This window comes from Stanieria cyanosphaera PCC 7437, from assembly GCF_000317575.1.
In the GTDB taxonomy this organism is placed as follows: Bacteria; Cyanobacteriota; Cyanobacteriia; order Cyanobacteriales; family Xenococcaceae; genus Stanieria; species Stanieria cyanosphaera.
Genome location: NC_019748.1, coordinates 2,144,558 through 2,169,991 on the forward strand (window position 1 = coordinate 2,144,558; position 25,434 = coordinate 2,169,991).

A 25,434-nucleotide genomic window follows, 5' to 3' on the forward strand; every position below is an offset into this window, starting at 1 on the left:
TATCCTGTCTTAACTTATAGTAGGGATAGTTGAAAATCAAGAGAAAAATTGTCTGATTTTAGTTTCATTGTATTCTTATTTTAGAAGCGGAACTGTAAACCCAGCCACAACCCTTGCTGCTGCAAATCCAGACCTAATCTTTCAGTCCCTGTTCCATCTAAATACTCAAACTTGTTAAATTGATAAGCAAACTGAAGTGCGGTAAGGCGAGAAAATCGATATTGACCACCAATCAGTAATTTCCAGGCTAAGTTTTGATCGGCATTAATATCAAACCCAGAGATATCTCCTCGAAAACCCACAGCCCAACGTTCAGATAGTTCCAGTCCGATTTGAGTTCCAATCATGGGTTCAACGAAGAAAGTAGAAAGCTCAACATCCTGGTTGGGAATATCTATGCCACCAATGTTAATTGCGTTGATTTGTGTATCTTGACCTAGCCAATTCATTCGTAATCCTAAAATCGGATCAACAACAAGATGAGGATAAGAATTGGATGTAGTGTCATTTTTGCCTAAATACTCATCGACAACCCGATAAAAAACTGCCAAATCCAATACACCCTGACGAGCATCCAAACTGACTTCTGCATTAACGTTGACATCGGTATTGATGCCATAAGCTTGAAGAAATGCTGCTGGTATCGTTATATCAAGATTACCATCTTTGCCAATTGAGAGATAAGAGCCATCGATGATGAAACCTAAGCGGTTTTTTTGCGCCTCCAGTCTTAAAGATGTAGCAAAAATGCGATCAAGGTTAAAAATATCACTAAAGCCTGCTTCAACAAATGCGCTGCGTCCTCGAACTGTAATGTCGGCTTCAACATCAAAAGGAACAAACAAGTATGGTTCTACTGAAAATTGCCAGCGATTATCTGATGGATTGTTAATAGTAGAAGCTTTTTTAGCAGACAGAAAAGGTTGGGATAAGTCTGACTTGACTTCTGAAAGTTCGTCTAGTTGTAGAAACGCTTCTGTTGAAAAAGATAGAGGTGATTCTTGGGTAATAACCTCGATATCTTCTACCGTCATAGACGAAACAAATATTGGTGTTGAAAACATCTCTAACTTTGTGCTTGGTAATGACTCACTTGCCCAAACAGGAAAGCTAGCAAATGCGATCGCTAATGAAAGAGTCTTGCTAGTAAAAGACAACCAACTAAAATTCTTTAAGCTTGGTTGAGTGGAGATTTGCATGGCTGCCCCTAATTTTCATCTGAGGAAAGAAACTTAGAGGGAAGAAAAATAAAAGGTTCAGCAGGTTGGAATTGTTCTGCTACATTGCCTGAATAAAACACACCATCTTTGAGCGTTAGCTTCATGGTTGATGCTCCTTCTTCAAAATCAAGATCGGATAAATTGACCCAGAATACATTGGGGCTACGAGTTGATTCAAAGAAATAACGCTTGTTTTTCTGATCAGCCACAGTACGCCAGAGTGTAGAAGAAATATTAGGCTGTCCAGGAGTATTAATTCCTCTAGGAACGGAGACATTGCGAATCACTGAAAAAACACTAGCAGTAGCCTCATCAACGTCAGATGTTTGTGGAATTGCATTAATATAAAATGAAGCGCGAACAAAACGATCAGCAGCACGATTCGTTCCTGGCAACATCGTTGTACCGCCAATCTGTTTCCAGTAATCATTGAGAGCAAGCTGCTGCTCATAGATAGGAGAGTTTGTCATCACCTGATATTGACGGTTATGGTGAATCTGAAGTTTTCCATCCACATATTCAAAAATGGCCGAGTCACCTGTGGCATCAGAAATAGACAAGTGCAACTGACCAGGTTTTCCGTCTGGAGTCATTGTCGTAACTATATAAAAGGGTTCTTGGCGCATCGCTTCCACTGCTTCTGCTACAGTGGCGTAGTTGTCGAGGAAATACTGCGCCCATAAAGAAATCGATAGGGGTTTACGGGAGTCATTTTCAGTCGGGGTAACATATTCAGACTCAACCAGATAAAGTAGGTTAGCTACTAAACCTTTTTCATTCATGCCGTCTGCTGTGCCAGCATCAAAACCCGATGCGATGACACTACCGTATTTGGAAGTCCATTCAATTGAGTTTTCACCAGCAACACCATTACGTTCTACACCTCTTGGTAAAGCCCAAAGGTTTGTTAACATTTCGGTTTGCCAGTCCATAGTGCGTGCAGTAAAAATCGTGTCATCTGGCCCTAGATAAACGACACGAGTGCAAGCGATCGCAGCAGGTATTGGCAACGATCCAATCATCAATGCAGTTACTGCGCTGACTAGAGAGCGATGAGTCATAATTCCTCTTATGATGAATGAATCTCTGCTAAATGCATCTATGTTTAGTAGAGATCTCAATAAATTGGATTAAAATCTAGATTTTATTTGATAATAAGTGGTTCTTTAAAGAAATGATTGGAAGAGAAAGTGAAGAATAATTATTCTTCCCATAATCGACGACGAGGTGAACCATTAAGCCGTTGATGAGTATCTTGTAATAAAGTAGGTATATCCAAATTTTCTGGGCAACGAGGCAGACAATCACCGCAGCTTGTACAACGATTGCCTTTTTTTCCTGGAAACCAATGACCAGCATTTTCAAACATTCGATAGCGGTATTGTCCGTAATCTGTCATGTCATAAGCTACAGCTAGGTTACGTAGGCGCAATACTTCAGGAATATTAATTTGTTCTGGACAAGGCAGACATTGATAGCATTGGCTACAGCGAGTATCAGTTAGGTTTTGGTTGAAATGCGCTTCTAAACGTCTAAATACTGTTTGTTCTTGTTCGTTTAAAGGCTCATCTCGGTCTGCTATTTGTAAAGGAGTGATTAATTCTTCAGGTTTAGCAGCACCCACACTTAAAGTAGTAATTCTGCGATCGCTTAATAAAAACCGATAATTTAATTCTAAAGGTGAAAAGGGTCGACACAAATTTTGTAAGGTTTCTGAAGGAGTATAGAGTTTTCCTCCTTTATCGGCTGGAGAAATAATAAAAACTCCCATGTCTTGTTGATGAGCTAAAGCGATCGCAGCTTGATTACGTTGCCAGAAATAGTAATAGTGGAGATTAACAAAGTCAAATAAATTAGTTTTAATCGCAGCTAAAATTAGTTCTAAGGAACCATGGGTAGAAAAACCAAGATACCTGACTTTACCTTGACTGATTGCTTCTTGTATCGCTAACAAACAGCCTTCAGACTGAACCCAATCAAGATGTTCCCAAGTATTAATCCCATGAATTGCCAAACAATCAAGATAATCTAGCTTTAATCTTGTCAAAGATTGATCGAGCCATTCTTGTATTTGCGCTTGTTTGGGAGTTGGCGGTAGCTTAGTAGTAAGATAAAACTGGTTTCTTGGTAAAGCTAAGGATTGTAAAGCTAGTCCCAAATATTCTTCACTTTTACCATAAGCTTTGGCGGTTTCTAAATGATTGATTCCAAGTTCAATTGCAGTTGCGATTGTCTTTTGTACAACTTCAGCAGACTCCAGACAACGCATGGTTCCAAGGGAAAAAACAGATAAATTGAGATTAGTTTTACCAAACCGCCGATAAAGCATGAAATTATTTTAAATTCAGAACTCAGTCTCAAGGAATTCAAAATTACTATTTCATACTAAGCTAATTAAGTCTTTATTGATCGCTACTACTATAACCACCCCTTTTAATCAATTCTTCTGGACTCAAACCAGCGACAAAATCTTTAAAAGCTTTTCTTTCTTCTTCATCAGCATCTCGATCAACGGGAATAGAAGCATCTGCAACTACTTCTTCCATCACCCAAATTGGACTATCTGTTCGTAAAGCGATCGCGATCGCATCACTAGGACGACAATCAATTTCTTTGGTTACTCCTCCTAAATTTAGACATAGTACAGCATAAAAAGTATTATCTTGAAGAGAATGAATAATAATTCTCTCTAAATCGATTTCCCAAGCGTCAAAAATATTAGTAATCAGATCGTGGGTGAGAGGACGGGGTGATTGCTGTCTTTCTAACGCATTAATAATAGCTTTGGCTTGATCCTGTCCAATAAAAATAGGCAATGCTCTTCTTTCAGAACCATCCTTTAAGAGTATGATAGGACTACGAGTCATCGCATCGAAAGCAATCCCAGCAACTTTCATTTCAATCATTGATTTAGCCTCTCAGTTAACATCGGCAGTAGTAAAACCAGAACAAAAGGATAAACAAGACAAATTTAATTGAGCTTGAGATCCGAAACTGAATTTAACTTTTTTTAACAACCTTATTAGGAGAAAATACTTAATCAGGTCGCTTAAAATGGTACTGTTTAACACAGTATGCCCTAATTTATAATTATTGCCTTGGCTGTTCAAGAAAAATTACAGCTATCGGCAGGCAAAAGCCATAGTAAATATTTAATTGTATTAATCAACGTTTAGTTATATTGTCTCAAATTTAAGAATATGTTTACAGGATTAGTTCAGACTTTGGGAGTCATTAGTAGTCAGGGAAAAGATCTCTTTAAGATCGATATTAAGGGTAATTATTCTGACATAGTTTTAACAGATTTGGCTATTGGTGACAGTGTTGCAGTCGATGGAGTTTGTTTGACTGTAGAGACAATTTTATCTCAAGGTTTTGTTGCCACTGCTTCGCCAGAAACTTTAGCAAGAACAACTTTAGGAATGCGTATTGAAGCAACAGATTATGTAAATATAGAAACCTCTTTGCGCGTTGGCAGCAAAATTGGCGGGCATTTTGTAACCGGTCACGTAGATGGAATTGGCTGTTTAATTGAATCAGTTTCTTGTCAAAAATCTTGGGAGATGATTTTTGGTCAACCTTCTAATTTAAACGATCAATGGCAGAGTAGAATTGCGCGTTATCTGGTGACAAAAGGTAGTATTGCGGTGAATGGAATTAGTTTAACTGTAGCTGATTGTGCTACTGATGGAAGTTGGTTTAAAGTTGCTGTTATTCCCCATACTTACACAGAAACTAATCTTTGTTATCTTCAACCAGGAGATTTAGTTAATCTTGAGGGTGATATTTTAGGTAAATACGTTGATAAACTGCTCGGTTTCGGTTTGCCAACTCAACATCAATCCGAAGATATTAGTTTAGCTTTTCTTGCGGAAAATGGTTATTTTTAGTAAAAATTATTTGAATTAAAAACAATTTTATTTTTGTCTATTTTAGTTAGATATTTCAAAATTTTCAGTAGTTTTATCGATAATAATTATCTCGGCTTCTTAATTTCAGTTTATCTTCTTCAAAATTAGCTATTTTTACTATTAATTAATTTAAATTTGCGGTTTAAAATAAGCGTAATCTCAGCTTATTAATATAAATTTATAGTAAATTTTACTGAATAATAGAGATAAAGTATAGCCGATTTTGTCAATCTATGTATATATAGAATAAGAGTTAAGCTTCAATTGATTTTCTCTAATTTAATTTTTATTAATAATTTAAACTTAAGAGCCGTGAATAAAGAAAAGAAAGACCAAATTACTCGTAATGTTATGGAGTTACTTGTAGAAGAGGAAATTGAACGACAAATCAGTCGTCTTCCTGTTCCGATTAGTCAATATATTAATCGTGTTGAAGTAGCTACCTATGCCTTAAATAGATTACCTCCTTTATATGCTTCTTCCCACGAAGGTTTTAATAAACAAAAGTTAAAAGGTAAAGCAGAATTTAGTGCTGATGTTACTAAAGCAGTCCGACAAGGATTTGCTGCGGTACAAAAAGATTTATTGCGTAATTCTACGCCTTTAATTGCAGAAGAATATCGAGAATTAGAAGAAGCTAAAAAAGCTTTACAAGAGCTAATAGATTTTCTGCCTCATCGAGAGTTTTCTTGGTCAAATCTAGTTAAAGTAATTAAACCTGTTCTGATTAAATTAAACCAACAACAAAAACTGAAGCAAGAATTAGTTAAATCTAAATCTACTTCTAGTCCTTTGTGGGATGATTCGGTTTATCGAAAATAAATTTTCTTTAATTAAGATAGTTTTTATTGGTTTATTTGGTTGTTTCTGGTTTTACAGCTAAAGTGCGATCTCGCCTAGGCGCGAGGCGCGTAGCGAGAGGTTCGCTCTTGAGGAACGCGATCGCCTGTACAACGTCAAACAACCGCGAGACATTTGAACAAATCGCCCAAGAATATATATAAAAGATTAGAATTATTAAACAAGATACAGCAGTAACTGTCGGTTCTGATTTTGAATAATTAGACCAAACAAAAGATAGCATGATGAGGATTTTGTTTAAGACTACTCGAATGTTATTTTACGAGTTAGTCAAGCAATTTTCTGAAACAGAATGATGATTTTACTGACAATATCTTTAATTTCTCTAGGAATTTGGCTTTATTTACTGGGTTTTTGGGGAAACTTTTGGCGAGCAAAGGAACGTTTAGAAACACAACATATTAAGCTTGAATCATATCCTTCCATCGCTGTTATTATTCCTGCCAGAAACGAAGCGGAATTATTACCCCAAACCTTGCGATCGCTCTTAGTACAGGATTATCCAGGAGATTATTCTATTGTTTTAATTGATGATGGCAGTACCGATGGCACGGCTCAAATCGCTCAAGAATTCTTCAAAACAAACAAATTAAAAATTATTGAAAGTCAAGTTTTACCTCAAGGATGGACAGGTAAACTATGGGCAATTCAACAAGGAATTAGTTATGCTCAACAACAAAATCCCACACCAAAATACTTCTTACTAACCGATGCGGATATTGAACATAGTAAAAACAATTTACAACAGCTAGTAATCAAAGCTGAACTAGAACAAAAAAATCTTGTTTCTTTAATGGTTTTACTACGCTGTCAAAGTTTTTGGGAAAAACTATTAATTCCTGCTTTTGTCTTTTTCTTTCAAAAACTCTATCCTTTTGCTTGGGTTAATGATCCTCGTAAGCAGATTGCAGCAGCAGCAGGAGGATGTATTTTAATTAACGCTCAAGCTCTCAATGAAATTGGCGGTATTGAAGTAATTAAACAAGCTTTAATTGATGATTGTTCCTTGGCAAAAGTCATTAAACAGAGCAACTTTCAAAATAAATCGATTTGGCTTGGATTAACCAACTCTACCCATAGTTTACGTCCTTACAATCATTTAGAAACTATTTGGTCAATGGTAGCTCGAACTGCTTATACTCAATTAAATCATTCTCCTGCCCTACTCATCGGAACAATGATCGCTATGAGTTTAGTTTATTTGATTGCTCCTGTGAGTTTGACTACTGGCATTGTCACAGCAAATTGGCTTTTAACTATTATCGGTTTATTAACTTGGCTTTTAATGTTAATTGCCTACTTACCAACCATCAGACTTTATCAAATCTCATTATTCTGGGCATTAAGCTTACCCGCGATCGCTTTACTTTATACTTTAATGACAATTGATTCAGCAATTCAATTTTGGCAAGGCAAAGGCGGTAATTGGAAAGGAAGAGTTTATAAAAATTAATCTATTTTGAGCTAAAGAATTAGGTTTTAATACTCAGATAATTCACAAGCTACGCTAGTATTTTAAAGAAAATATATAAAATAAAGTTTTATTAAGCGAGGATCTAAATTATGTACATCGTGCAGATTGCCTCTGAATGCGCTCCTGTAATCAAAGCTGGTGGCTTAGGCGACGTAGTGTATGGACTCAGCAGAGAACTAGAAGTTCGGGGTAATTGCGTTGAAATTATTCTGCCCATGTACGATTGTATGCGCTACGACCATATTTGGGGTCTGCACGAAGCCTATCTCGATCTGTGGGTACCTTGGTATGATGGTGCAATTAACTGTTCAGTGTATTGTGGTTGGGTACACGGACGATTATGTTTCTTTATTCAACCCAATTCTCAAGATAATTTCTTCAATCGGGGTAATTATTATGGTAGCTCAGACGATAACCTCCGTTTTGCTTTCTTTAGCAAGGCTGCTTTAGAGTTTTTATTAGTAAGTAATAAACGTCCCGATATTATTCATTGCCACGACTGGCAAACTGGTTTAGTTCCCGTCATGCTTTATGAAATCTATCAATATCATGGCATGAGTAACCAACGGGTATGTTATACCATTCACAACTTTAAACATCAAGGGTTTGCAGGGAATGAGGTTTTACGAGCTACAGGTTTAAATCAAGAATCCTATTATTATGACTACGATCGCTTGAGAGATAATTTTAATCCTTTTGCCATTAATTTCATGAAGGGCGGGATTGTTTATTCTAATTATGTCAACACTGTTTCTCCCCATCACGCTTGGGAAGCTCATTATGGTGAGGAAGGTTATGGTTTAGGGCATACTTTAGAACTTCATCAAAGCAAATTTAGCGGTATTCTGAATGGTGTCGATTATGATGTGTGGAATCCTGAAATTGATAAATATATTCCTCACCACTACAATATCGATCAGTTAGAAAATAAAGCCAAGAACAAAAAAGCTTTACGGGAAAAATTATTACTTCAAGATGTAGATAAACCGATCATTGCCTACATTGGTCGTCTCGACCAACAAAAAGGTGTACATTTGGTTCACCATGCTATTTATTATGCGATCCATCATGGAGCGCAATTTGTTTTACTTGGTTCGGCAACAGAAAAAGCAATCAATGACTGGTTCTGTCATGAAAAAGCCTTTTTAAACGATCATCCCGATGTTCATCTAGAACTTGGTTTTAACGAAGAATTAGCTCACCTGATTTATGCAGGGTCTGATATGATTATTGTGCCTAGTAATTACGAACCATGCGGATTAACTCAAATTATTGGCATGAAATACGGTACTGTTCCAATTGTCAGAGGAGTAGGGGGATTAGTCAGCACAGTCTTTGACCGTGACTATGATCAAAATCATGCTCCAGAAAAACGCAATGGTTATGTTTTCTATCAAACCGATACTCCTGCTTTAGAATCGGCAATGGAACGGGCAATTAGTTTGTGGTATCAATATCCCAAAGAATTTGAACAACTGATCCAACAAGGAATGGAATATGATTTCTCGTGGAATAATCCAGGGGCGCAATATATGAATGTTTATGAATTTATCAAGGCGTAGATAAAAACAAAGAAATCCTGGTAAGGGCGAATAACTACTCGCCCCTACTAAGCTAAATCGGGAAAAACTTCTTGGACGGCAGGATGAATAATTTGATAATTTTTGATATTCAAACCTTTAGCTAATGCAGCGTCTTTACTCAAAGCATTTAAGCCAAAATTAGCCAATTTCAACACATAGGGCAAAGTACTATTATTTAATGCTTGTGTAGAAGTCCAAGGTACAGCACCAGGCATATTGGGAACGGCAAAATGAACTACTTCTTCTTCAATATAAATAGGATTAGTATGAGAGGTAGGGCGTAAAGTTTCGACACAACCACCTTGGTCTACTGCAACATCAACAATTACCGAACCTGGGTACATTTGTTTGACTAAATTACGATTAACTAAAATAGGTGCTTTTTTACCTACTACCAATACCGCACCAATTAATAAATCTGCTTCAGGAACAACTGCTTCAATTTGAGCAGGACTACTATAAAGTAATTCTACGCGAGAACCAAACAGCGTTTCTAAATAAGCCAAACGCTCGACATTAATATCAATAATTTGAACTCGCGCTCCCATCCCCACCGCAATTTTAGCTGCTTCTGTGCCGACTACTCCACCACCCAGAATAACTACTCTACCAGGACGTACTCCAGGAATACCTCCTAATAAAACACCTCTTCCTCCCTGTTGTTTTTCTAAATATCTTGCACCAAACTGCACTGATAAACGTCCTGCAATAATACTCATAGGAGTGAGTAAGGGTAATCTGCCATCATCAAATTCTACTGTTTCATAAGCGATCGCAGTTACTCCTGATTTGACTAAACATTCAGTCAAAGCTCGATCTGCTGCTAAATGAAGATAGGTAAACAGTAATTGTCCTGCTTGAATATATTGGTATTCGTTTTTAAGAGGCTCTTTTACTTTAACTACCAATTCTCGATCCCAAGCTATTGCAGCACTATCTACAATTTTTGCTCCTGCTGCTAGATAATCGCGATCGCTAAAACCAGCACCCATACCTGCACCAGTTTCAACAAAAACGACATGATTGTTTTGAGTTAGTAATTTTACACTACTCGGAGTCAAGCCAACGCGAAATTCTTGGTCTTTAGTTTCTTTGGGAACGCCTATTTCCATCTGTTATTTCTCCTCAATGCCTTTAATGGTGTCTTAGCAAAATTAAAATTGCTGTTGTTTGTATTACTTTAAACGTTTATTTTTAAAGGACTACCGAGCAGCTTGATTATTTTCTCCTTCAGTTTGATGCGATTTGCGCCTTGAGCTATCCAGTTGAATAAAGTTCAAGCTTAATTTAATTTATGGCACAATCAAAGTTTGATGACATTGGAAGAAAGATAGATATTTTCTGCTTTTTTCCCAAATTGTCATGATTTTTTGTCGATATGAAACAGTTCTCACGCTCTATGAGATACACCCTAAGATAGTGGTTTTTGTTGATAGTTGATTGCTGATTGCTGATTGTTGATTACTACTTTTGATCCTTGGTTTCACTCAGGACGCCGAAGCGCTTTTTACTTCCTGCTCACTGATAACTGGTAACTGAAAAGAGGCTTACCTTACCAATATGAGCAACGCTATAATTTCTTTTTTCAAAAAAACTTGATTAACAGAATTAACTTTACTATATTTTATAATTATATTAATTTAAATTTCAGGTTAATTGTATACTTTTTTGTACCTTAATTAAGGTTAAATGAATTTACAATACATAAAGTTAATAAGCTATTATTTTCATAAATAACTCTCAGAAATGGTTAAACTAATTATTAAAATTTAAGTTAGTCAAAGTTTGTCATAGATGAGAGAGGTAATAATTATGAGAAGCATGATTTGGCATCCTGAAGAAAAAGACCAACAAGTTAATCAATATTTAGACCAGACTAATCATGCTCCCTATGCAACCATCATGGCTTTGTTAGTAGTTGGAGTTTGTCTATTTACATTTGTAGTGTTGTTTGGCATTGTTTAAAATTATTGCTCTGTAGTTGACCAATAAAACCTGAAGTTCGCAAGCCCCTAAATTCATTGATGGGGACGGGGCTTTCAAGGTGGCGAACCAAGTTCGCCACACAGCCCCTCATAAGGACAAAAAGCAATTTATTGCTTACCTGCTTCTTTTCTGATTCCGAACATATTCTTTGATTTTCTCTAAAGGTGCGCCTCCAGTTGTACAAACAAAATAACTATTAGTCCACAACGTAGGCAACCTTTGAGTTAAATGCGGGAATTCTTGTCTAAGATACCTCGAAGTTGCTCCTTTGAATCTTTTAACTGCTCGATGCACTCCATACTGTGGGTCTAGAGATATGGCTAGATGGACATGGTTCATTTCCCCTACTTCCATCTCTAGTATTTCGACTTTAATTTCTTTTGCTATTTGAGTTAAAAGTTCTTTTAGTGGTATTTGTATTTCCTCAGTTAGTACTGGACGGCGATATTTAGTAACCCAAACTACGTGGTAATTACAGCAAAATACTATATTTTTATTGGTTTTGTACTCAACCATTGTATTATACAGATGCTTGCTGTATAATCATACCATGCCTAATTACTTTGTTCGCAAACTAAAACTAGAAAAAACTCCACAACTAGATTCTTTGGCTCGTGCTGCTGGTGAATTATATTCTCGTACTTTAGTTTCCTTCTGGCGCACGGTACGTAAAAAAGATATCTGGTTGTCGGGTTACATCATGGAAAGATGGCACACATCTTCTTCTCTCCATGCTCATAGTTCGGATGCAGTAACTCAATCTTTCTATGGTTCGCTCAAGTCATGGAGGACTAGAAGAAAGACCGACCCTCATAGCAAACCCCCAAAGAGAAGGCGTTGGTACTTCAAGGTTACTTGGAAGAAGGCAGCTATTAAATTAAAAAACGGCAAGTTGTTTTTATCCAACGGTAGGGGTAATAAGTCTCTGGTAGTAGATTGGCGTTGGAAAAAACCTAAGACGGTTGAGTTGGGTTGGAATAAAGCATCGCAGTGCTATGAGCTTAGAGCTTGTTATTCCGACACAATACCCAATACTGGCGAAGCTAAAGGGGTTGCTGCTGCGGACTTAGGGGAAATTCACCCTATGGTAATCGCGGACGGAGTTAACACCGACATATTCAATGGGAGGTATTTACGCTCTGTTCGTCGCTATCAAAACAAAGTTAAAGGTAAATTAGCTAAATTAATCGATAAAAAGAAGCGAGGTAGCAAACGCAGGAAAAGACTGATTAGAAGTAAACAAAAACAACTAGCAAAATTCAACAATCAGATTAAAGATATCGAGCATAAACTAACTAGTCGTGCTGTTTCAATGCTGAAATTAAGGGGCATTCAAACACTAGTAATAGGAGATGTGCGAGATATAAGAGACGATTTGGACGATGGAAAAAAGAATAACCAGAAACTGCATCAATGGAGTTTCGGTTCTATCAGGCACAAGCTGGAATACAAGTGCGCGAGAGCAGGTATAAAGACGACTTTAATAACGGAAGAATACACAAGTCAAGAGTGCTTATGCTGTAGGACTAGAAACAAGCCCAAGAAACGTAACTACTTATGCAATAGCTGCCATGCAAAGTTTCACCGCGACCAAGTCGGCTCGAACAATATACGTGCAAAGTACCTGGGGGAAGTCCCAGTAGTTGGAATTATGGCTGTTCCCTCTGGAGTGCGTTACCATTCGCATCTTCAGTGTAACCTAAGCGAAGCAATTCTGTTAGGGAATCCCCTAGCTTCTAGCTATGGGGAGTAGTCAAAGCACGATGTTTTATTTTAATGAAGCGTAAATTTTGCTTTTAGCTACAGGGATTATCTTGCTTATAGCTACCAAAAGTTTTTAATCACTAAATATTTTTCGGAAATAAAAATAAACTAAAATAAAATCCCCTAAGCTTTAAAAATGCCAGGGGGTTTTAAAAAAGTAATCAAGAGAAACTGAATTTAATACTAGTTATTAAAAACATCTTTGATGCTATCAACAGTACGTTCAACAATATTTTTAGTATCGTCTACAGCTTTCTGAGTTCTAGCTGCATCTTCTTCTGCTCTTTGTTCAATTCGAGATGCATCTCTCTTAGCCTTGCGCTCAACAAAGCTACCATTATCTGTTGCATCATCGACCTTAGCTGCATTTTTCTTAGCAGTTTGCTCTACTTTATCTGCTGTATCTCGGATAAAATTCTTGGCTCGTCCAGCATCTTCACTAGTCTTATCTTTGACTTGATCACCTGCATCTTTGGTGGCAATCAAATTGTCAATAGGATTAGCCATTGCTACTGGGTTTGAGTAAAATCCACCTTGCCAAACTAAAGCGATCGCTATTAAACAAAATAAAGTTGTAGCTATCCAGCGTTTTACAGTTGAAAGTCCTTTCATAAAATAATTTAGTGTCATAGAAGACAATTTCTATATGATTGAGTATTCTAATTTTTACTAGATTTCATGCATCAGCTAAATCGCTCCCTAGATAGAACTTCTTTTATTCTCAACAGAGTAAAAATAATGAATTTAAATTTCTGGAGTTTCGTTGATTATTCCCCGAGACTGCAATAAACGCTTTCTTTTTTGACGAGCAATTTCTTGTAAATCGACACTGCGATCAGTTTCATCGACAATTTCACCAGTCAATACTTCTAAAACATCTTCTAAAGTTACTACACCAGCAACACCGCCATATTCATCTAAAACTACAGCTAAATGTTCTCTAGTTTCTTGAAAAACTTTGAGTAACTTATCCGCTCTAATTGTTTCTGGAACAAAACGAACTTGACGTGATAAACTTGCGATCGCTTGTTCTTGGTTTCCTTCAATCATTGCAGTTAGTAATTCATCTTTTAATACCAAACCAATTACATTATCAATTGAACTTTCAATGACTAAAATACGAGTGTGTTGAGATTCAATAATGTCTTGTTTACATTCAGCTAAAGTTAAACCACCTTTTAAAAAGGTAATAATAATTCTCGGGGTCATTAAATCTGCTGCGGTTAAATCATTTAACTGAAAAACTCGTTGAATCATCTCTGCTTCATCATCTTCGATAACTCCTTCTTGATAACCAATTCTAGTTAAAAATTTAATTTCTGCCTCATTAGTTGTAGGAAGAACTCTTCCTTTGGTAAAAGGTGCGGTAATATGCTCAACTAACCAAACTAAAGGAGTAAATACAATTGTGATAAATTTAACAGGAATAGCAATCAATAAAGAAATATTTGTCGAATAACGTTCCCCTACAGTTTTAGGAATAATTTCCCCAAAAATAATAATTAAAAAAGTTAAAATTCCAGAAAATAAACCTAACCAGGCATCACCTAAAGCATCTGCTGCTAAAGAACCAATTAAAATACTACCAACAATATTAAAAATATTATTTAAGATAACAATTGTACCAATTGGTCGATTAATTCGATTACGAATTCCGAGAAGAGCTAATGCTGCTGGTTTTTTTGACTGAGCAAGTTGCCGAACTCTAATTAAAGGAACAGACAAAATTGCAGCTTCTGAAGCGGAACAAATTGCCGAACCAGAAATAACTATCACAACCGCAATAATAAGAGTAATAAGCATATAAATTGATTTAACTTATAATTTCAACGATTCCTGTATAACCATTGATTCTAACTCGCTGACCGGTTTGTAAAAGTTGAGTAGCATGAGGAATATCCATCACTGCGGGAATCTTATATTCACGAGCAATAATCGCACCGTGAGAAAGACGACCTCCAACTTCAGCAATTAACCCTCCTACACGAGCAAGTACTGGTGACCAACCAGCATCAGTATACGGTACTACCAAAATGGTTTGTTTATCTACATCAATATTGCTATTGAGACTAGATAAAACTTTAATGTATCCTTCAATTTCTCCTCCACTACCACCAATTCCTTTAAATCTTGGTCGCTCAAGAGAAGAAAGGGAAAAATTATTCAAAACGGTAGAGTCTGGATAGCCGTAGACTAAATAAGGTATCTGGTTTAATTCTCGCTCTTGTTGCCATTTTTGTTGTCTTTGTTCAATCAATTTGAACAATTGTTGATGAGCATCTGAAGATGGTTCTTGAATAAAAGAAATAATTTCGTCAAATTTCAAAAAAAAGATGCTTTCTGGGGTTAAGAGTTTACCTTCTCTAAGCCAAATTTGTTCTAATGCTAAAAAACTCCAACGCAAATGAGCAAGTAATTTATTGTAAATTTCACTAGAGTGATTTTTGAGATTTAATCTTTTTTGAACTGATTTAGTTAACCAAGATTTGGATGTTTTGTGGTTTAAAGATTGAGCTTGTTTTCTTTTTTCAGCATCGAAGAAAAATTGAGTAAAAATTTCTCGGATCGGACGAGGATTTTCTCGCCAACGAGGAACAGCAATATCAGTAGCAACTTCACTCAAGTAACCATATTTTTCTAACCATTGCTCAAATCTAGTTAAGATGCTTTCTCCTTCAGGATTTTCTGCAATTTGAACAAACAGGGAAGCACAAGAATTTAAAGTGATTTTTTCAGCAGCTAATAACTTACGAGTATCGGCAGCTAAACAAGCAAGAGTTCGCATCGACTCTAATTCTGGGGTTTGACGATGATTCAAACTAGTTTCTGAGATTTGGAAGGTTGCTTGTCTGATTGCAAAACTGAGGGGAGCAAGAATACTATAATAAGTAGCCTGGTCAAGGGCTGCTAGTATCTTGTTAATGCGTTCTAAAATGTCTTGAGCAGATAAATCTTTCGCTGGAGTTGTTTCTAACTCTCTGAGAGTAGGCAGAAAAATTTGTTTGCGATCGCGTTGAAAGTCTTTAGCTAAGTTTAATTCTCGTTGTAGTAATCGCCATAATCCAGGAATATTTTTAATAGTAGATTGTAGTGGTGGTTTGGTAAAAGATTCTCCTCTCGTCAAAAATTCTAAGCTTTCGGGTGGTAAACCCATGCGCAGAAAAATTGTTCCCAATAAAGTAACGTTAAAGTAAGCACGGGAAAAATGCAGGGTAGCAGTTTGATTGAAGTCTAAATCTCGAACTGATTTTTGACCTAAAACTAAGGTAAATAATTTTCCCCACACGCCACAAGTAAGAGGTTGATTGATTGACCAAGTTAAAGGGCGAATTACTCCTGGAATTACTTCTGCAGCAATTTTTCTCGTCCAAATCGGTTGAAGAGTTGTGATTGGACGTACTTGCAACAACCAAATTTTTTCGCCATCATAAGTCCATTCTAAGTCTTGAGGAATACCTTGAAACAATTCTTCCATTTCTTGAGCAAGTAAAGCTACCGATTCCAAAATTTCTGTGGGAATAGTTTGCTCTGTGGAACTAGTTGAATTTTCGTGAATAATCTTAATTGAACTATGATTTCTATCTTTATCGATTACCGATAAAGATAAGTCTGGCATGATCACACGATATCTATAAGGAGTCACCTTACCCGAAACTACTTGAGTTGCATCTCCTGGTAAAACTTCGATCGCAACTCCCTCATTGACACTATCAACAGGATCGCGACTAAAAGCAACTCCTGAATAAATACCTTCGATCTGTTTTTGAATTAATACCCCAAGCGAGCGCTCCTGCTGCTGACGAGTACGACGATACTCTCTAGCAGTCGACTCTAAATAAGATACTTGACAATCAAGGATGGCAGTTTTGAGCATTTCTCTATTAGTAATATTCAGAATACTCAGATATTGCCCTGCTGCCGAATCGCTTTGAGTATCTTCTCCTATGGCTGAAGATCTTACTACCAAAGGTTGTTGAACCGATGGCTCTAAATATTTAACAATTTGATTAGGATCATCTCCAGGAAAAAGTACCCAACCATCAGGAACAGAATAACCAAGTTTTTTCAGTAAAGCTAAATTAGCAGCTTTCTGTCCTATTTGAGTAGCATCGAGTTGAACATCTAAAGATTTAAGATTTTTATCACCGCGAAAGAAACGGAACATGGTTTGTGAATTACTAGTTGCTTGAGTTGCAGATAAATCGAGATCATCAGGTATTTGCTGATAAATCCAGGCGAGTAAAGTAGATAAAGCCAAAGTTGTGATGCCATATTCTGGTTGTTCTGGATGACGCAGAGCAATAATGATAGTTAACAGAACTAAGACACTATATTTAGCCGTTGAGCGATTACGATTAATTGTAAAACTGACTCCAGAAATAAAGAAAATTAATCCTGCTGCGATCGCATCATGAACAACTATTCCCCACACTACATTAGTAGTTCCTGCTCCTTTACTTAACCAATAACGTCCCATCACTAAAGCAATTAAGGCAATTATTTCCCAAACTGAATTAACGGGAAAAAACATCCTTGAGAGTAAAATCGCCACAATTCCTTTCGCTGCCTCGGATAAAACCGCCAGTATCCCTGCTAAAGTGCCACCGTGATAAAAGGCTGCTGACACTGACACATTTCCCGTTCCCAATTTTGTTAATTGACGACCGGTTAAAGCGTAAGTAAGCCAATCGATTAGGGGTAATCCTCCTAACAGAGGACAAATGATAAAAATGGCTAAAGAACCCCAAACTTGTACGAGCGTCATGTCAACAAATCAAAGCTCATCTTGCAATTGTAATCATTACTAAACTATGCTTCATTTTCCAAGGCAATATAAATAAAAATTGATGCTTTTAATCACTATTATTGTTAGTGTTGACTCTAATTAGGCGTATTTTGATTATCTTTAGAATTAATTTGTAACGATTAAGTCAGCAGAGCAGGACTAAATTTTGTTGCAATAAACTTATTTCTAACCTTCTTTGTCAAAAAGTTTTTTCTTTTTTTTTGGGATGGTTACTAGTATGTCAATCAAAACTTTTCTTTCCTCAATTCCTAATTTCAGACTAGATGATAAGCCTCAACTAAACTATCTATCAATCTCAATTTTGTTGGAGCTTGACTAAGGAATGAAATTCGTGGGAAGGCTGATCTTGAATATGATGATACCAGATTTTCCCACAGGATAAATGATTAATAAACTGATTAGCAAAACATTTTCGTAAAACGATGCAGGGATCGATGTCAGACTGATAAGCTAAGGATAAATATCAATCAAGCGAACAGTAGAAGGAAGAAAATGTCAAAGCAAAATCGAGCAAGCGTTTTCGTCAGTGGAATGATTGTCGGTAGTGCGATTGGAACGATTGTAGGATTGTTAATCGCACCTCGTACCGGTAAAGAAACCAGAAAAGTTTTAAAAAAATCTGTTGAAGCTCTACCAGATCTGGCAGAAGATTTATCCTCTAGCTTACTATTACAAGCAGATCGACTGTCAGATTCAGCTTTAAGAAATTGGGATGAAACTTTAATTCGCTTAAAAGATGCGATCGCAGCAGGACTGGAAGCAAGTCAGTCAGACATTAAACCAACTCAGAATACTACCGAACTTTCTCAAGAATCGAACTCTTCTTTAACGAAGTCGAAGCAGTCTCAGTCGTGGCAAGGCGGAGTACCTTCGACTGAGAATAATCCTTAAATTTAACTTACCACGCGCAAGCGATGACTGAACCTTTATTTTGGCTTGGACTATCTCTTTTTTTAGTAGCAGTCAGTCTTACTGCTGTTTTAATAGCTGCTTTACCCGCTCTCCAAGAATTAGCTCGTGCTGCCCGTAGTGCAGAAAAACTTTTTGATACTCTCAATCGAGAATTTCCCCCAACTTTAGAAGTTATTCGCCTCACAGGATTAGAAATTAATCAATTAACCGATGAACTAGATCGAGGAGTAGAAACAGCTTCAGCCGTAGTTAAACAAGTAGATCGAGGATTTAACACCACCAAACAACAAGTTCAACAAGTAACCACCAATACTCACCGTTTAGTTACAGGGGTTAAAGCTGCTTGGCAAGCTTGGAAAAATCCTCGTCGTTATTCTGTATCCTCATTGCAACAGTCAACCAACTCAAATCAACTTAACTCAAAACCTTCTAGCCAAACTAAATCTGTTTAACAGAAAAATGTCTTTTTGACTCCGAATTATTAAAATTAAGTAAACAAGTGTTAAGAAATAATAGTATTAATTAAAACTAATTATTTATGAAGGAGTTTATAAACAAACACATTATGCACAAAAGATTGTCACAGAAATTTTTGGTTGTTCTTGGCAGTTGCTTATTAATTTTTTCAACTTGGTTAATTGCTCCTGCTGCCTGGGCAGTTAATAACCCGGAATTATTACCAGATATTGAAACCCCTGTAGTAGATTTAGCCAATTACTTACCTACTCGCCAAGAAGAATCTTTAGTTGAAGATTTAGCAAGTTTTGAGGCTCAAACTGGTTGGAAAATGAGAGTTTTAACTCAATATGACCGTTCGCCAGGACGCGCAGTCAAAAATTATTGGGGTTTAGACGATAAAAGTATTTTGTTAGTGGCAGATGGTAGAGGAGGGAATTTATTAGCTTTTAGTATTGGGGATGCTGTTTATGAGTTATTACCCCGTACTTTTTGGATCGAACTGCAAGCTCGCTTTGGTAATATGTATTTTGTCAGAGAACATGGAGAAAATAACGCGATCGTTGATGCCTTAGAAACCGTACAAGGTTGCTTGACACAAGGCGGTTGTAATGTTGTGCCTGGTTTACCAAGAGAACAATGGATTTTAACTTTAGTTAGTTCTATTTTAGGTGGAGTTATTTTAGGACTAGCAGCAATACCTCGTAAAGAAGGGCAGATGTTTGCTTGGCAATGGGCATTAATTATGTCTCCTCTGTGGGGAATTTTATTTATTGCTTTTGGCATTGGGCCGGTTGTTACTCGTACTGCTGAGTGGTTACCTTTATTTCGGAATATGATGGGTTTTCTTTTAGGTGTGTTAGTTGCTTATTTAACTCCTACCCTTGGCAGAACAACTACTCCAGAAGCTTAAGTTTAATATTTGAGGGCAATCACTAATGATTGCCTAGATAGCGGGGTTCTCAATTTTTAGAGATACGGTCGAAGTATTGATAAAAAGTCAAAAGTAAAAAACTGATAACTGAATAAATTAATGTCTGTTCGTCAGAGTCTTACTTTAAATGAGATTAAAATTTCTTATTTAGAATGGCATCAAGGCAAAGAACCTTTATTACTATTACATGGTCTAGCAGATCATGCCTTAGTTTGGTCAAGCCTAGGAAACGATTTAGCTGCTGATTATCATATTATTGCTCCTGATTTACGAGGTCATGGAGACAGTAGTAAACCAGCAACAGGTTATAGTTCTGAAACAATTATTGCCGATCTAGAAGCCTTGATGGATCATTTGGGTTGGCAAGATGCTCATATACTTGGTCATTCTTGGGGAGGTAAACTAGCAGCAATTTGGGCAACCAAATCACCGCAGAGATTTCGCAGTTTGATTTTGGTTGATCCTTTTTTTATTGATAAGTTACCTAGTTGGTTTAAATTAACCTTTCCTTTATTGTATCGAGTGCTTCCTTTTCTCAAAGGCATAGGCCCTTTTCCTTCTTATCAAGCAGCCGAACAAGTAGCTAAAAAATTAAAACAATATCGTGGTTGGAGTCCGCTACAGCAAGAAGTCTTTCAAGCAAGTGTAGAACAAAAAAGTGATGGTAGCTGGGGTAGTAAATTTACTGTGGCAGCACGCAATCAAATTTTTACGGATGTGATGGAAGTAGCGGGATTAAGTAAAATCTTAGCTATTCCTACTTTATTGATTAGGCCTCAACAAGGATTAAATCGCACTGCTTGGCAGCTTAAACCATACTATAATTATTTATCTAATTTAGAGGTTAAAACTATTGCGGGAAATCATTGGGTATTTTTAGTTAATCCTCAAAAATTTAATCAAACTATAGTTGAATTTCTAAATCAACAACAAAGTTAACCGAGAAAATCATAATAAAATTCAGAACAGCTAAATTATTCTTACTGATTAATTATGTTGAACATTCGGATTGGTAATGGTTACGATCTTCATCGTTTAGTAGCAGAACGACCATTAATTTTAGGTGGTATTGAAATTCCTCATCATCTGGGATTGTTGGGACATAGTGATGCTGATGTTCTTACCCATGCCATTATGGATGCGATGCTAGGAGCATTAAGTTTAGGGGATATTGGTCATTATTTTCCTCCTACAGACCCAAAATGGGCAGGAGCAAATAGTTTAGTTTTATTAGAACAAGTTCATCAATTAATTCAAGCTCAAGGTTGGCAGATTAATAATATTGATTCAGTAATTGTTGCCGAACGTCCCAAATTAAAACCTTATATCAAAGCGATGCGCGATCGCTTGGCTCTTACTCTTCATCTTACTTCAGAACAAATTGGTATCAAAGCCACTACTAATGAAAAATTAGATGCAGTAGGACAAGAAGCTGCTATTTGTGCTTATGCAGTAATTTTACTGAGCAAAACTAATTCTTAAACCAAAGCTAGAAAGAATTGAAGGTGTCATTCTTAATAAATTAAGTTAAGTTTGAATAGCAAAATTGAAATGCACTTAAAAATCGGCTTATGTCAATCTATCCAAAGCTATAATTATCGGCATTTAATTAAATAATTTTGCTTATTTATAATGGTAGCTTAAATTGAATATGCGTGTAGTTCTAGAAATAGGGGATCGTTCATTTACTGCTGAAGATTTAATTCCGCTAATGAAGCAGTATCAAATGTTGCCCAAGCTAGCACAAGAAATTATTATTGATCGGGCTATAGCTAAGATTGAATATTCTGAACAAGAAAAAACTCTAGCTCACAATAAATTTTGTCAACAAAATCAGTTACTGACGGAAGAACAACTGCAAGCTTGGTTAAAACAACAAGACATGACATCAGCCCAACTCGATCAACTGATTGAGAGAAGATTAAAGATAGAAAAATTTAAACAAGACACTTGGGGTAATAAAGTCGAATCTTATTTTATTAAACGAAAATCTCAATTAGACCGAGTTGTTTATTCTTTGATTCGGACTGATAAGGCAGAAGTTGCTCAAGAATTATATTTTAGAATTACTGAAGGAGAAAATACTTTTAGTGAATTAGCAATGGAATTTTCTCTGGGTTCAGAAGCTCAAACTGGTGGTTTAATTGGACCAGTAGAAATTAATGCTCCTCATCCGCAGATTGCTCGCATTCTTTCAACGTCTAAACCTGGTCAGGTCATTCCTCCAACTCGGGTGGGAGAATGGTTAGTCATCATTCGATTAGAAAACTATATCTCTGCGAAACTCGATCAATCAATGAGACAAAGAATGTTGGACGAAATGTTTCGTGAATGGTTAAACGAAGAAATTAATCAAACAGTGTCTTTTCCAGATAACACGCCCAGTGCAGCAATCAGTTAGGCTTTCGCAACTATGAGCTATACCACCACAATTATTGAACAGTTTTTATCGTTTGTTCCTCAATTTAATCAGCTTCCTCAAGAGGCGATCGCATCTTTAGCTAATAAGTTAAAACCGCTACGCTATCGTATGGGTCAAGTCATGATCATGCGAGAAAAAATGCAAGGGCAGGTATTAATTATTTCTGAAGGACAGGCTCGTTTGCTTGGTTATGATCCTCGTACCAAAATGCCGACGACTTTGGAGTTGCTTAAGCCTGGACAAATGATTGGCTGGGTTAATTTGGCAAGAGGTATTCCTTGTGAAACAGCAATGGCATCAACAGAAGTTGTTTGCTTAACCCTAAGTAATCAAGATTTTGTCGAAATTTTAGAACAATATCCCCAACTTAAGCAAGAATTCAGGAATAAACCTGCTAAGGTAGAAGTATTTGAATTATTAGGCAATCAATTAGAACAATACGCCCAAGGAGATTTGGATTTAAAATCCTTAGCTCAAGAAATGGCGCCTGAGACTAAAATTTATGAGCTTCCTCCTGGAGAACATCCTCTTAAAAGTGAAATTACCGCTCCCTTAGAAGACCCCGACTTAATTTGGTTGGTTAGTAGTGGTGCAATTGAAGATTTTCCTGTCGGTAAGCGTCTAGAATTTACCAAGGATCGACAAACTATTAAAATTACGGGAACAAAACCAGCCCGTTTATTAGCAATTCCTAAAGATAAATGGTTTACTAATCAAAAGTCTCAATCAACAGGTTTATTATCTGTCAAATCTTCAACAGTAGCTGACGATGATGAATCGAACTTAGATGATACCAACAGAGAAGAAATTCCTTATGCAGAGGCAGAACTATTAGAAGACTCTGAAATTACAGACTACTATTCCAGTGAAGGCGATCGCACTACGGCAGCAAAAAACTATCCTTTCTATGGTGGTAAAACTCCTCTAGATGTAGGTGTAGCTTGCTTTCAAATGCTGAGTAGGTATTTTAAAATGCCTTTTCGTAAGGAAGTAATTCGCCGTGTCTTAGGAGAACAAATTCAGCGTACGGGTGGCTTATCTCTACCTTTATCTGGGGCAATTGTCGAATTAATGGGTTTAAATGCTCAATTAGTTACAATTCCTGCTACTTCCTTTACTCGCTTGCAAGGTCCTTGTCTAGTTCGTTGGGACAATAGTTTAGCAGTTGTCTATGAAATTAGTGAAAAAGAATTAATCATTGCCGTTCCCGAATTAGGATTACTACGGCGCAAACCAGAGGAATTTTTTGAAACCTGGGGTGATCGCGGTGAAGTTTTACTGCTACAAAAAACTAAAGAAACTCCCCAAGAACGTTTCGGATTAAATTGGTTTTTGCCAGCTTTAACCAAATATAAGCGCATTCTGATTGAAGTTTTTGTGGCTTCTTTCTTTATTCAGTTATTTGCTTTGGCTAATCCTTTGATGATCCAGATCATTATCGATAAAGTAATTAGTCAAAATACAGTAGAAACTCTTAAATATTTAATTTTCTTCTTAATTGTTCTCAATATTTTTGAAGCTGTACTCACTACACTGCGGACTTATTTATTTGTTGATACTACCAATCGAATTGATATGAGTTTGGGGTCAGAAATTATTGACCACCTACTCAGACTACCTTTACGATATTTTGAAAAAAGACCAGTCGGGGAAATTTCCACCAGGATTAATGAGTTAGAAAGAATTCGTCAGTTTTTAACAGGTACAGCTTTGACAGTAGTTTTAGATTCGGTTTTCTCTGTACTCTACGTTGTCGTTATGTTTTTGTACAGTCCGATTCTGACTTTTGTTACCTTAGCGATTATTCCAATTTTCGTTATTTTAACTTTAATTTTCTCGCCTACGATTAGACAACAATTACGAGCTAAAGCTGAACGTAATGCGGAAACACAATCTTATTTAGTAGAAGTCTTGACAGGGATTCAAACTGTTAAAGCACAAAATATTGAGTTACGTTCTCGTTGGCAATGGCAAGAACGTTATGCTCGTTATATCTCGACCGGTTTTAAAACTGTAATTACTTCTACATTAGCTAGTTCTGCTAGTAGCTTTTTAAACAATCTCTCTCGTGTATTGATTATTGGTGTAGGAGCTTATTTAGTTCTAGAGCAAAAGCTGACATTGGGACAGTTAATCGCCTTTCGGATTATTGCAGGTTACGTAACTTCACCGATTATGCGTTTAGCACAGCTATGGCAAAACTTCCAAGAAACAGCCTTATCTTTAGAAAGATTAGCCGATATCGTCGATCATCCTGATGAAGCAGAACAAGACCGAACCAATATTCCTATGCCCGCAATCAAAGGAAAAGTCCGCTACGATAATGTTTCTTTTCGATTTAAAGCCAATGGTCCTTTACAACTCAGTAACGTTAGCTTAGAATTTCCCGCTGGTAAATTTATTGCTATTGTGGGAGAAAGTGGTGCTGGAAAAAGTACCCTAACCAAATTAATCTCTCGTCTTTATGAACCAGAGATGGGTAGAATTCTGATCGACGGCTATGATATTCATAAAGTAGAACTATACTCTCTGCGTCGTCAGATTGGTGTTGTACCTCAAGATACACTGTTGTTTGAAGGTTCAATTCAAGAAAATATTGCTTTAACTAATCCTGATGCTACTACCGAAGAAATAATTGCTGCTGCTCAAATTGCTGCTGCTCACGAATTCATTATGAGCTTACCCAATGGTTACAATACTAGAGTAGGGGAAAGAGGCTCATCACTATCAGGTGGACAAAGACAGCGTATTGCGATCGCACGTACCGTTCTGCAACAGCCAGCAATCTTGGTTTTAGATGAGGCTACCAGTGCCTTGGATTATTCTACTGAGCAAGAAGTATCGCGTAATTTAAAAGAATCTTTTCAAGGACGTAGCGTCTTTTTCATTACTCACCGTCTTGGAACAATCAAAAATGCTGACATTATAGTGATGATGGATTCTGGTTCTGTAGTAGAACAAGGTACTCATGAAGAATTAATGGCATTAAAAGGTCGTTATTGTTATCTTTATCAACAACAAGAATCCTCGGTGTAAACTACTTATCCCATAAAAAACGGAATAGTAGATTTTTTGCGTCCTTCTCTATTCCGTTTTGCCGTTTG

23 protein-coding genes are annotated in these 25,434 nt (G+C 36.7%); 13 read left to right on the plus strand and 10 right to left on the minus strand.

From position 1 onward, the window contains the following. Positions 1 to 80: 80 nt before the first annotated feature. The 4 genes from STA7437_RS09310 to STA7437_RS09325 form a co-directional block, all read right to left on the minus strand. Positions 81 to 1,199, minus strand: a complete 1,119-nt coding sequence (locus STA7437_RS09310; protein WP_015193134.1) for a hypothetical protein — start codon at positions 1,197 to 1,199, stop codon at positions 81 to 83. Between the two features lie 8 nt (positions 1,200 to 1,207). After that, the gene (locus STA7437_RS09315; protein ID WP_015193135.1) at positions 1,208 to 2,281 is read right to left on the minus strand and encodes a linear amide C-N hydrolase; all 1,074 of its coding nucleotides are present in this window, start codon (positions 2,279 to 2,281) and stop codon (positions 1,208 to 1,210) included. Between the two features lie 140 nt (positions 2,282 to 2,421). Continuing rightward, on the minus strand, positions 2,422 to 3,549 hold the full coding sequence (locus STA7437_RS09320) for an aldo/keto reductase (protein ID WP_015193136.1): 1,128 nt from the start codon (positions 3,547 to 3,549) through the stop codon (positions 2,422 to 2,424). 73 nt (positions 3,550 to 3,622) lie between these two features. Further along, positions 3,623 to 4,126 (minus strand): bifunctional nuclease family protein, encoded by a 504-nt coding sequence (locus tag STA7437_RS09325; protein WP_015193137.1) that lies wholly within the window; start codon positions 4,124 to 4,126, stop codon positions 3,623 to 3,625. Between the two features lie 294 nt (positions 4,127 to 4,420). Here STA7437_RS09325 and ribE point away from each other — a divergent pair, with 294 nt between their 5' ends. After that, on the plus strand, positions 4,421 to 5,110 hold the full coding sequence (gene ribE / locus STA7437_RS09330; RefSeq protein ID WP_015193138.1) for a riboflavin synthase: 690 nt from the start codon (positions 4,421 to 4,423) through the stop codon (positions 5,108 to 5,110). A gap of 333 nt (positions 5,111 to 5,443) precedes the next feature. Then, on the plus strand, positions 5,444 to 5,953 hold the full coding sequence (locus STA7437_RS09335) for a late competence development ComFB family protein (protein ID WP_015193139.1): 510 nt from the start codon (positions 5,444 to 5,446) through the stop codon (positions 5,951 to 5,953). 31 nt (positions 5,954 to 5,984) lie between these two features. Here STA7437_RS09335 and STA7437_RS26125 read toward each other — a convergent pair whose 3' ends face one another. Beyond that, complete coding sequence (locus STA7437_RS26125; RefSeq protein ID WP_150109051.1) at positions 5,985 to 6,215, minus strand: hypothetical protein; 231 nt, start codon at positions 6,213 to 6,215, stop codon at positions 5,985 to 5,987. 72 nt (positions 6,216 to 6,287) lie between these two features. Here STA7437_RS26125 and STA7437_RS09340 point away from each other — a divergent pair, with 72 nt between their 5' ends. Then, positions 6,288 to 7,445, plus strand: coding sequence for a glycosyltransferase (locus STA7437_RS09340; RefSeq protein ID WP_015193140.1), 1,158 nt, complete (start codon positions 6,288 to 6,290; stop codon positions 7,443 to 7,445). Between the two features lie 110 nt (positions 7,446 to 7,555). Beyond that, positions 7,556 to 9,028 (plus strand): glycogen synthase GlgA, encoded by a 1,473-nt coding sequence (gene glgA / locus STA7437_RS09345; protein ID WP_015193141.1) that lies wholly within the window; start codon positions 7,556 to 7,558, stop codon positions 9,026 to 9,028. 47 nt (positions 9,029 to 9,075) lie between these two features. On the opposite strand, the gene ald is transcribed toward glgA, so the two are convergent. Further along, positions 9,076 to 10,161, minus strand: a complete 1,086-nt coding sequence (ald, locus tag STA7437_RS09350; RefSeq protein ID WP_015193142.1) for an alanine dehydrogenase — start codon at positions 10,159 to 10,161, stop codon at positions 9,076 to 9,078. Between the two features lie 700 nt (positions 10,162 to 10,861). Between ald and STA7437_RS26550 the strand changes: the two genes are divergently transcribed. Further along, entirely contained in the window at positions 10,862 to 11,014 is a 153-nt protein-coding gene (locus tag STA7437_RS26550; protein ID WP_015193143.1) for a hypothetical protein, read from the plus strand. A gap of 135 nt (positions 11,015 to 11,149) precedes the next feature. Here STA7437_RS26550 and tnpA read toward each other — a convergent pair whose 3' ends face one another. Beyond that, complete coding sequence (tnpA, locus tag STA7437_RS09355) at positions 11,150 to 11,551, minus strand: IS200/IS605 family transposase (protein ID WP_015193144.1); 402 nt, start codon at positions 11,549 to 11,551, stop codon at positions 11,150 to 11,152. Positions 11,552 to 11,585: 34 nt separating this feature from the next. Here tnpA and STA7437_RS09360 point away from each other — a divergent pair, with 34 nt between their 5' ends. Continuing rightward, positions 11,586 to 12,788 carry an RNA-guided endonuclease InsQ/TnpB family protein gene (locus tag STA7437_RS09360; protein WP_015193145.1) on the plus strand — a complete coding sequence of 401 codons (1,203 nt, stop codon included), beginning with the start codon at positions 11,586 to 11,588 and terminating at the stop codon, positions 12,786 to 12,788. 194 nt (positions 12,789 to 12,982) lie between these two features. On the opposite strand, the gene STA7437_RS09365 is transcribed toward STA7437_RS09360, so the two are convergent. The 3 genes from STA7437_RS09365 to STA7437_RS09375 form a co-directional block, all read right to left on the minus strand. Further along, positions 12,983 to 13,429 (minus strand): hypothetical protein, encoded by a 447-nt coding sequence (locus tag STA7437_RS09365; protein ID WP_015193146.1) that lies wholly within the window; start codon positions 13,427 to 13,429, stop codon positions 12,983 to 12,985. Positions 13,430 to 13,543: 114 nt separating this feature from the next. Continuing rightward, on the minus strand, positions 13,544 to 14,602 hold the full coding sequence (locus STA7437_RS09370) for a hemolysin family protein (protein ID WP_015193147.1): 1,059 nt from the start codon (positions 14,600 to 14,602) through the stop codon (positions 13,544 to 13,546). A 10-nt stretch (positions 14,603 to 14,612) separates the two neighbouring features. Further along, entirely contained in the window at positions 14,613 to 17,564 is a 2,952-nt protein-coding gene (locus STA7437_RS09375; protein WP_015193148.1) for a glycerol-3-phosphate acyltransferase, read from the minus strand. A 534-nt stretch (positions 17,565 to 18,098) separates the two neighbouring features. Here STA7437_RS09375 and STA7437_RS09380 point away from each other — a divergent pair. The 7 genes from STA7437_RS09380 to STA7437_RS09410 all read left to right on the plus strand — a co-directional run bounded on the left by STA7437_RS09380 (position 18,099) and on the right by STA7437_RS09410 (position 25,366). Next, entirely contained in the window at positions 18,099 to 18,497 is a 399-nt protein-coding gene (locus STA7437_RS09380) for a YtxH domain-containing protein (protein ID WP_015193149.1), read from the plus strand. 23 nt (positions 18,498 to 18,520) lie between these two features. Further along, positions 18,521 to 18,970 carry a hypothetical protein gene (locus STA7437_RS09385; protein ID WP_015193150.1) on the plus strand — a complete coding sequence of 150 codons (450 nt, stop codon included), beginning with the start codon at positions 18,521 to 18,523 and terminating at the stop codon, positions 18,968 to 18,970. A gap of 113 nt (positions 18,971 to 19,083) precedes the next feature. Next, positions 19,084 to 19,887: a TPM domain-containing protein gene (locus STA7437_RS09390; protein WP_015193151.1), complete on the plus strand. Its 804-nt coding sequence runs from the start codon at positions 19,084 to 19,086 to the stop codon at positions 19,885 to 19,887. A 120-nt stretch (positions 19,888 to 20,007) separates the two neighbouring features. After that, a complete protein-coding gene (locus STA7437_RS09395) occupies positions 20,008 to 20,847 on the plus strand; it encodes an alpha/beta fold hydrolase (RefSeq protein ID WP_015193152.1) in 840 nt (279 codons plus the stop codon). Between the two features lie 57 nt (positions 20,848 to 20,904). Further along, positions 20,905 to 21,390 carry a 2-C-methyl-D-erythritol 2,4-cyclodiphosphate synthase gene (gene ispF / locus STA7437_RS09400; RefSeq protein WP_041619914.1) on the plus strand — a complete coding sequence of 162 codons (486 nt, stop codon included), beginning with the start codon at positions 20,905 to 20,907 and terminating at the stop codon, positions 21,388 to 21,390. A 169-nt stretch (positions 21,391 to 21,559) separates the two neighbouring features. Then, a complete protein-coding gene (locus tag STA7437_RS09405; protein ID WP_015193154.1) occupies positions 21,560 to 22,309 on the plus strand; it encodes a peptidylprolyl isomerase in 750 nt (249 codons plus the stop codon). A 12-nt stretch (positions 22,310 to 22,321) separates the two neighbouring features. Further along, positions 22,322 to 25,366 (plus strand): peptidase domain-containing ABC transporter, encoded by a 3,045-nt coding sequence (locus STA7437_RS09410; protein WP_015193155.1) that lies wholly within the window; start codon positions 22,322 to 22,324, stop codon positions 25,364 to 25,366. The last annotated feature ends 68 nt before the right edge of the window (positions 25,367 to 25,434 follow it).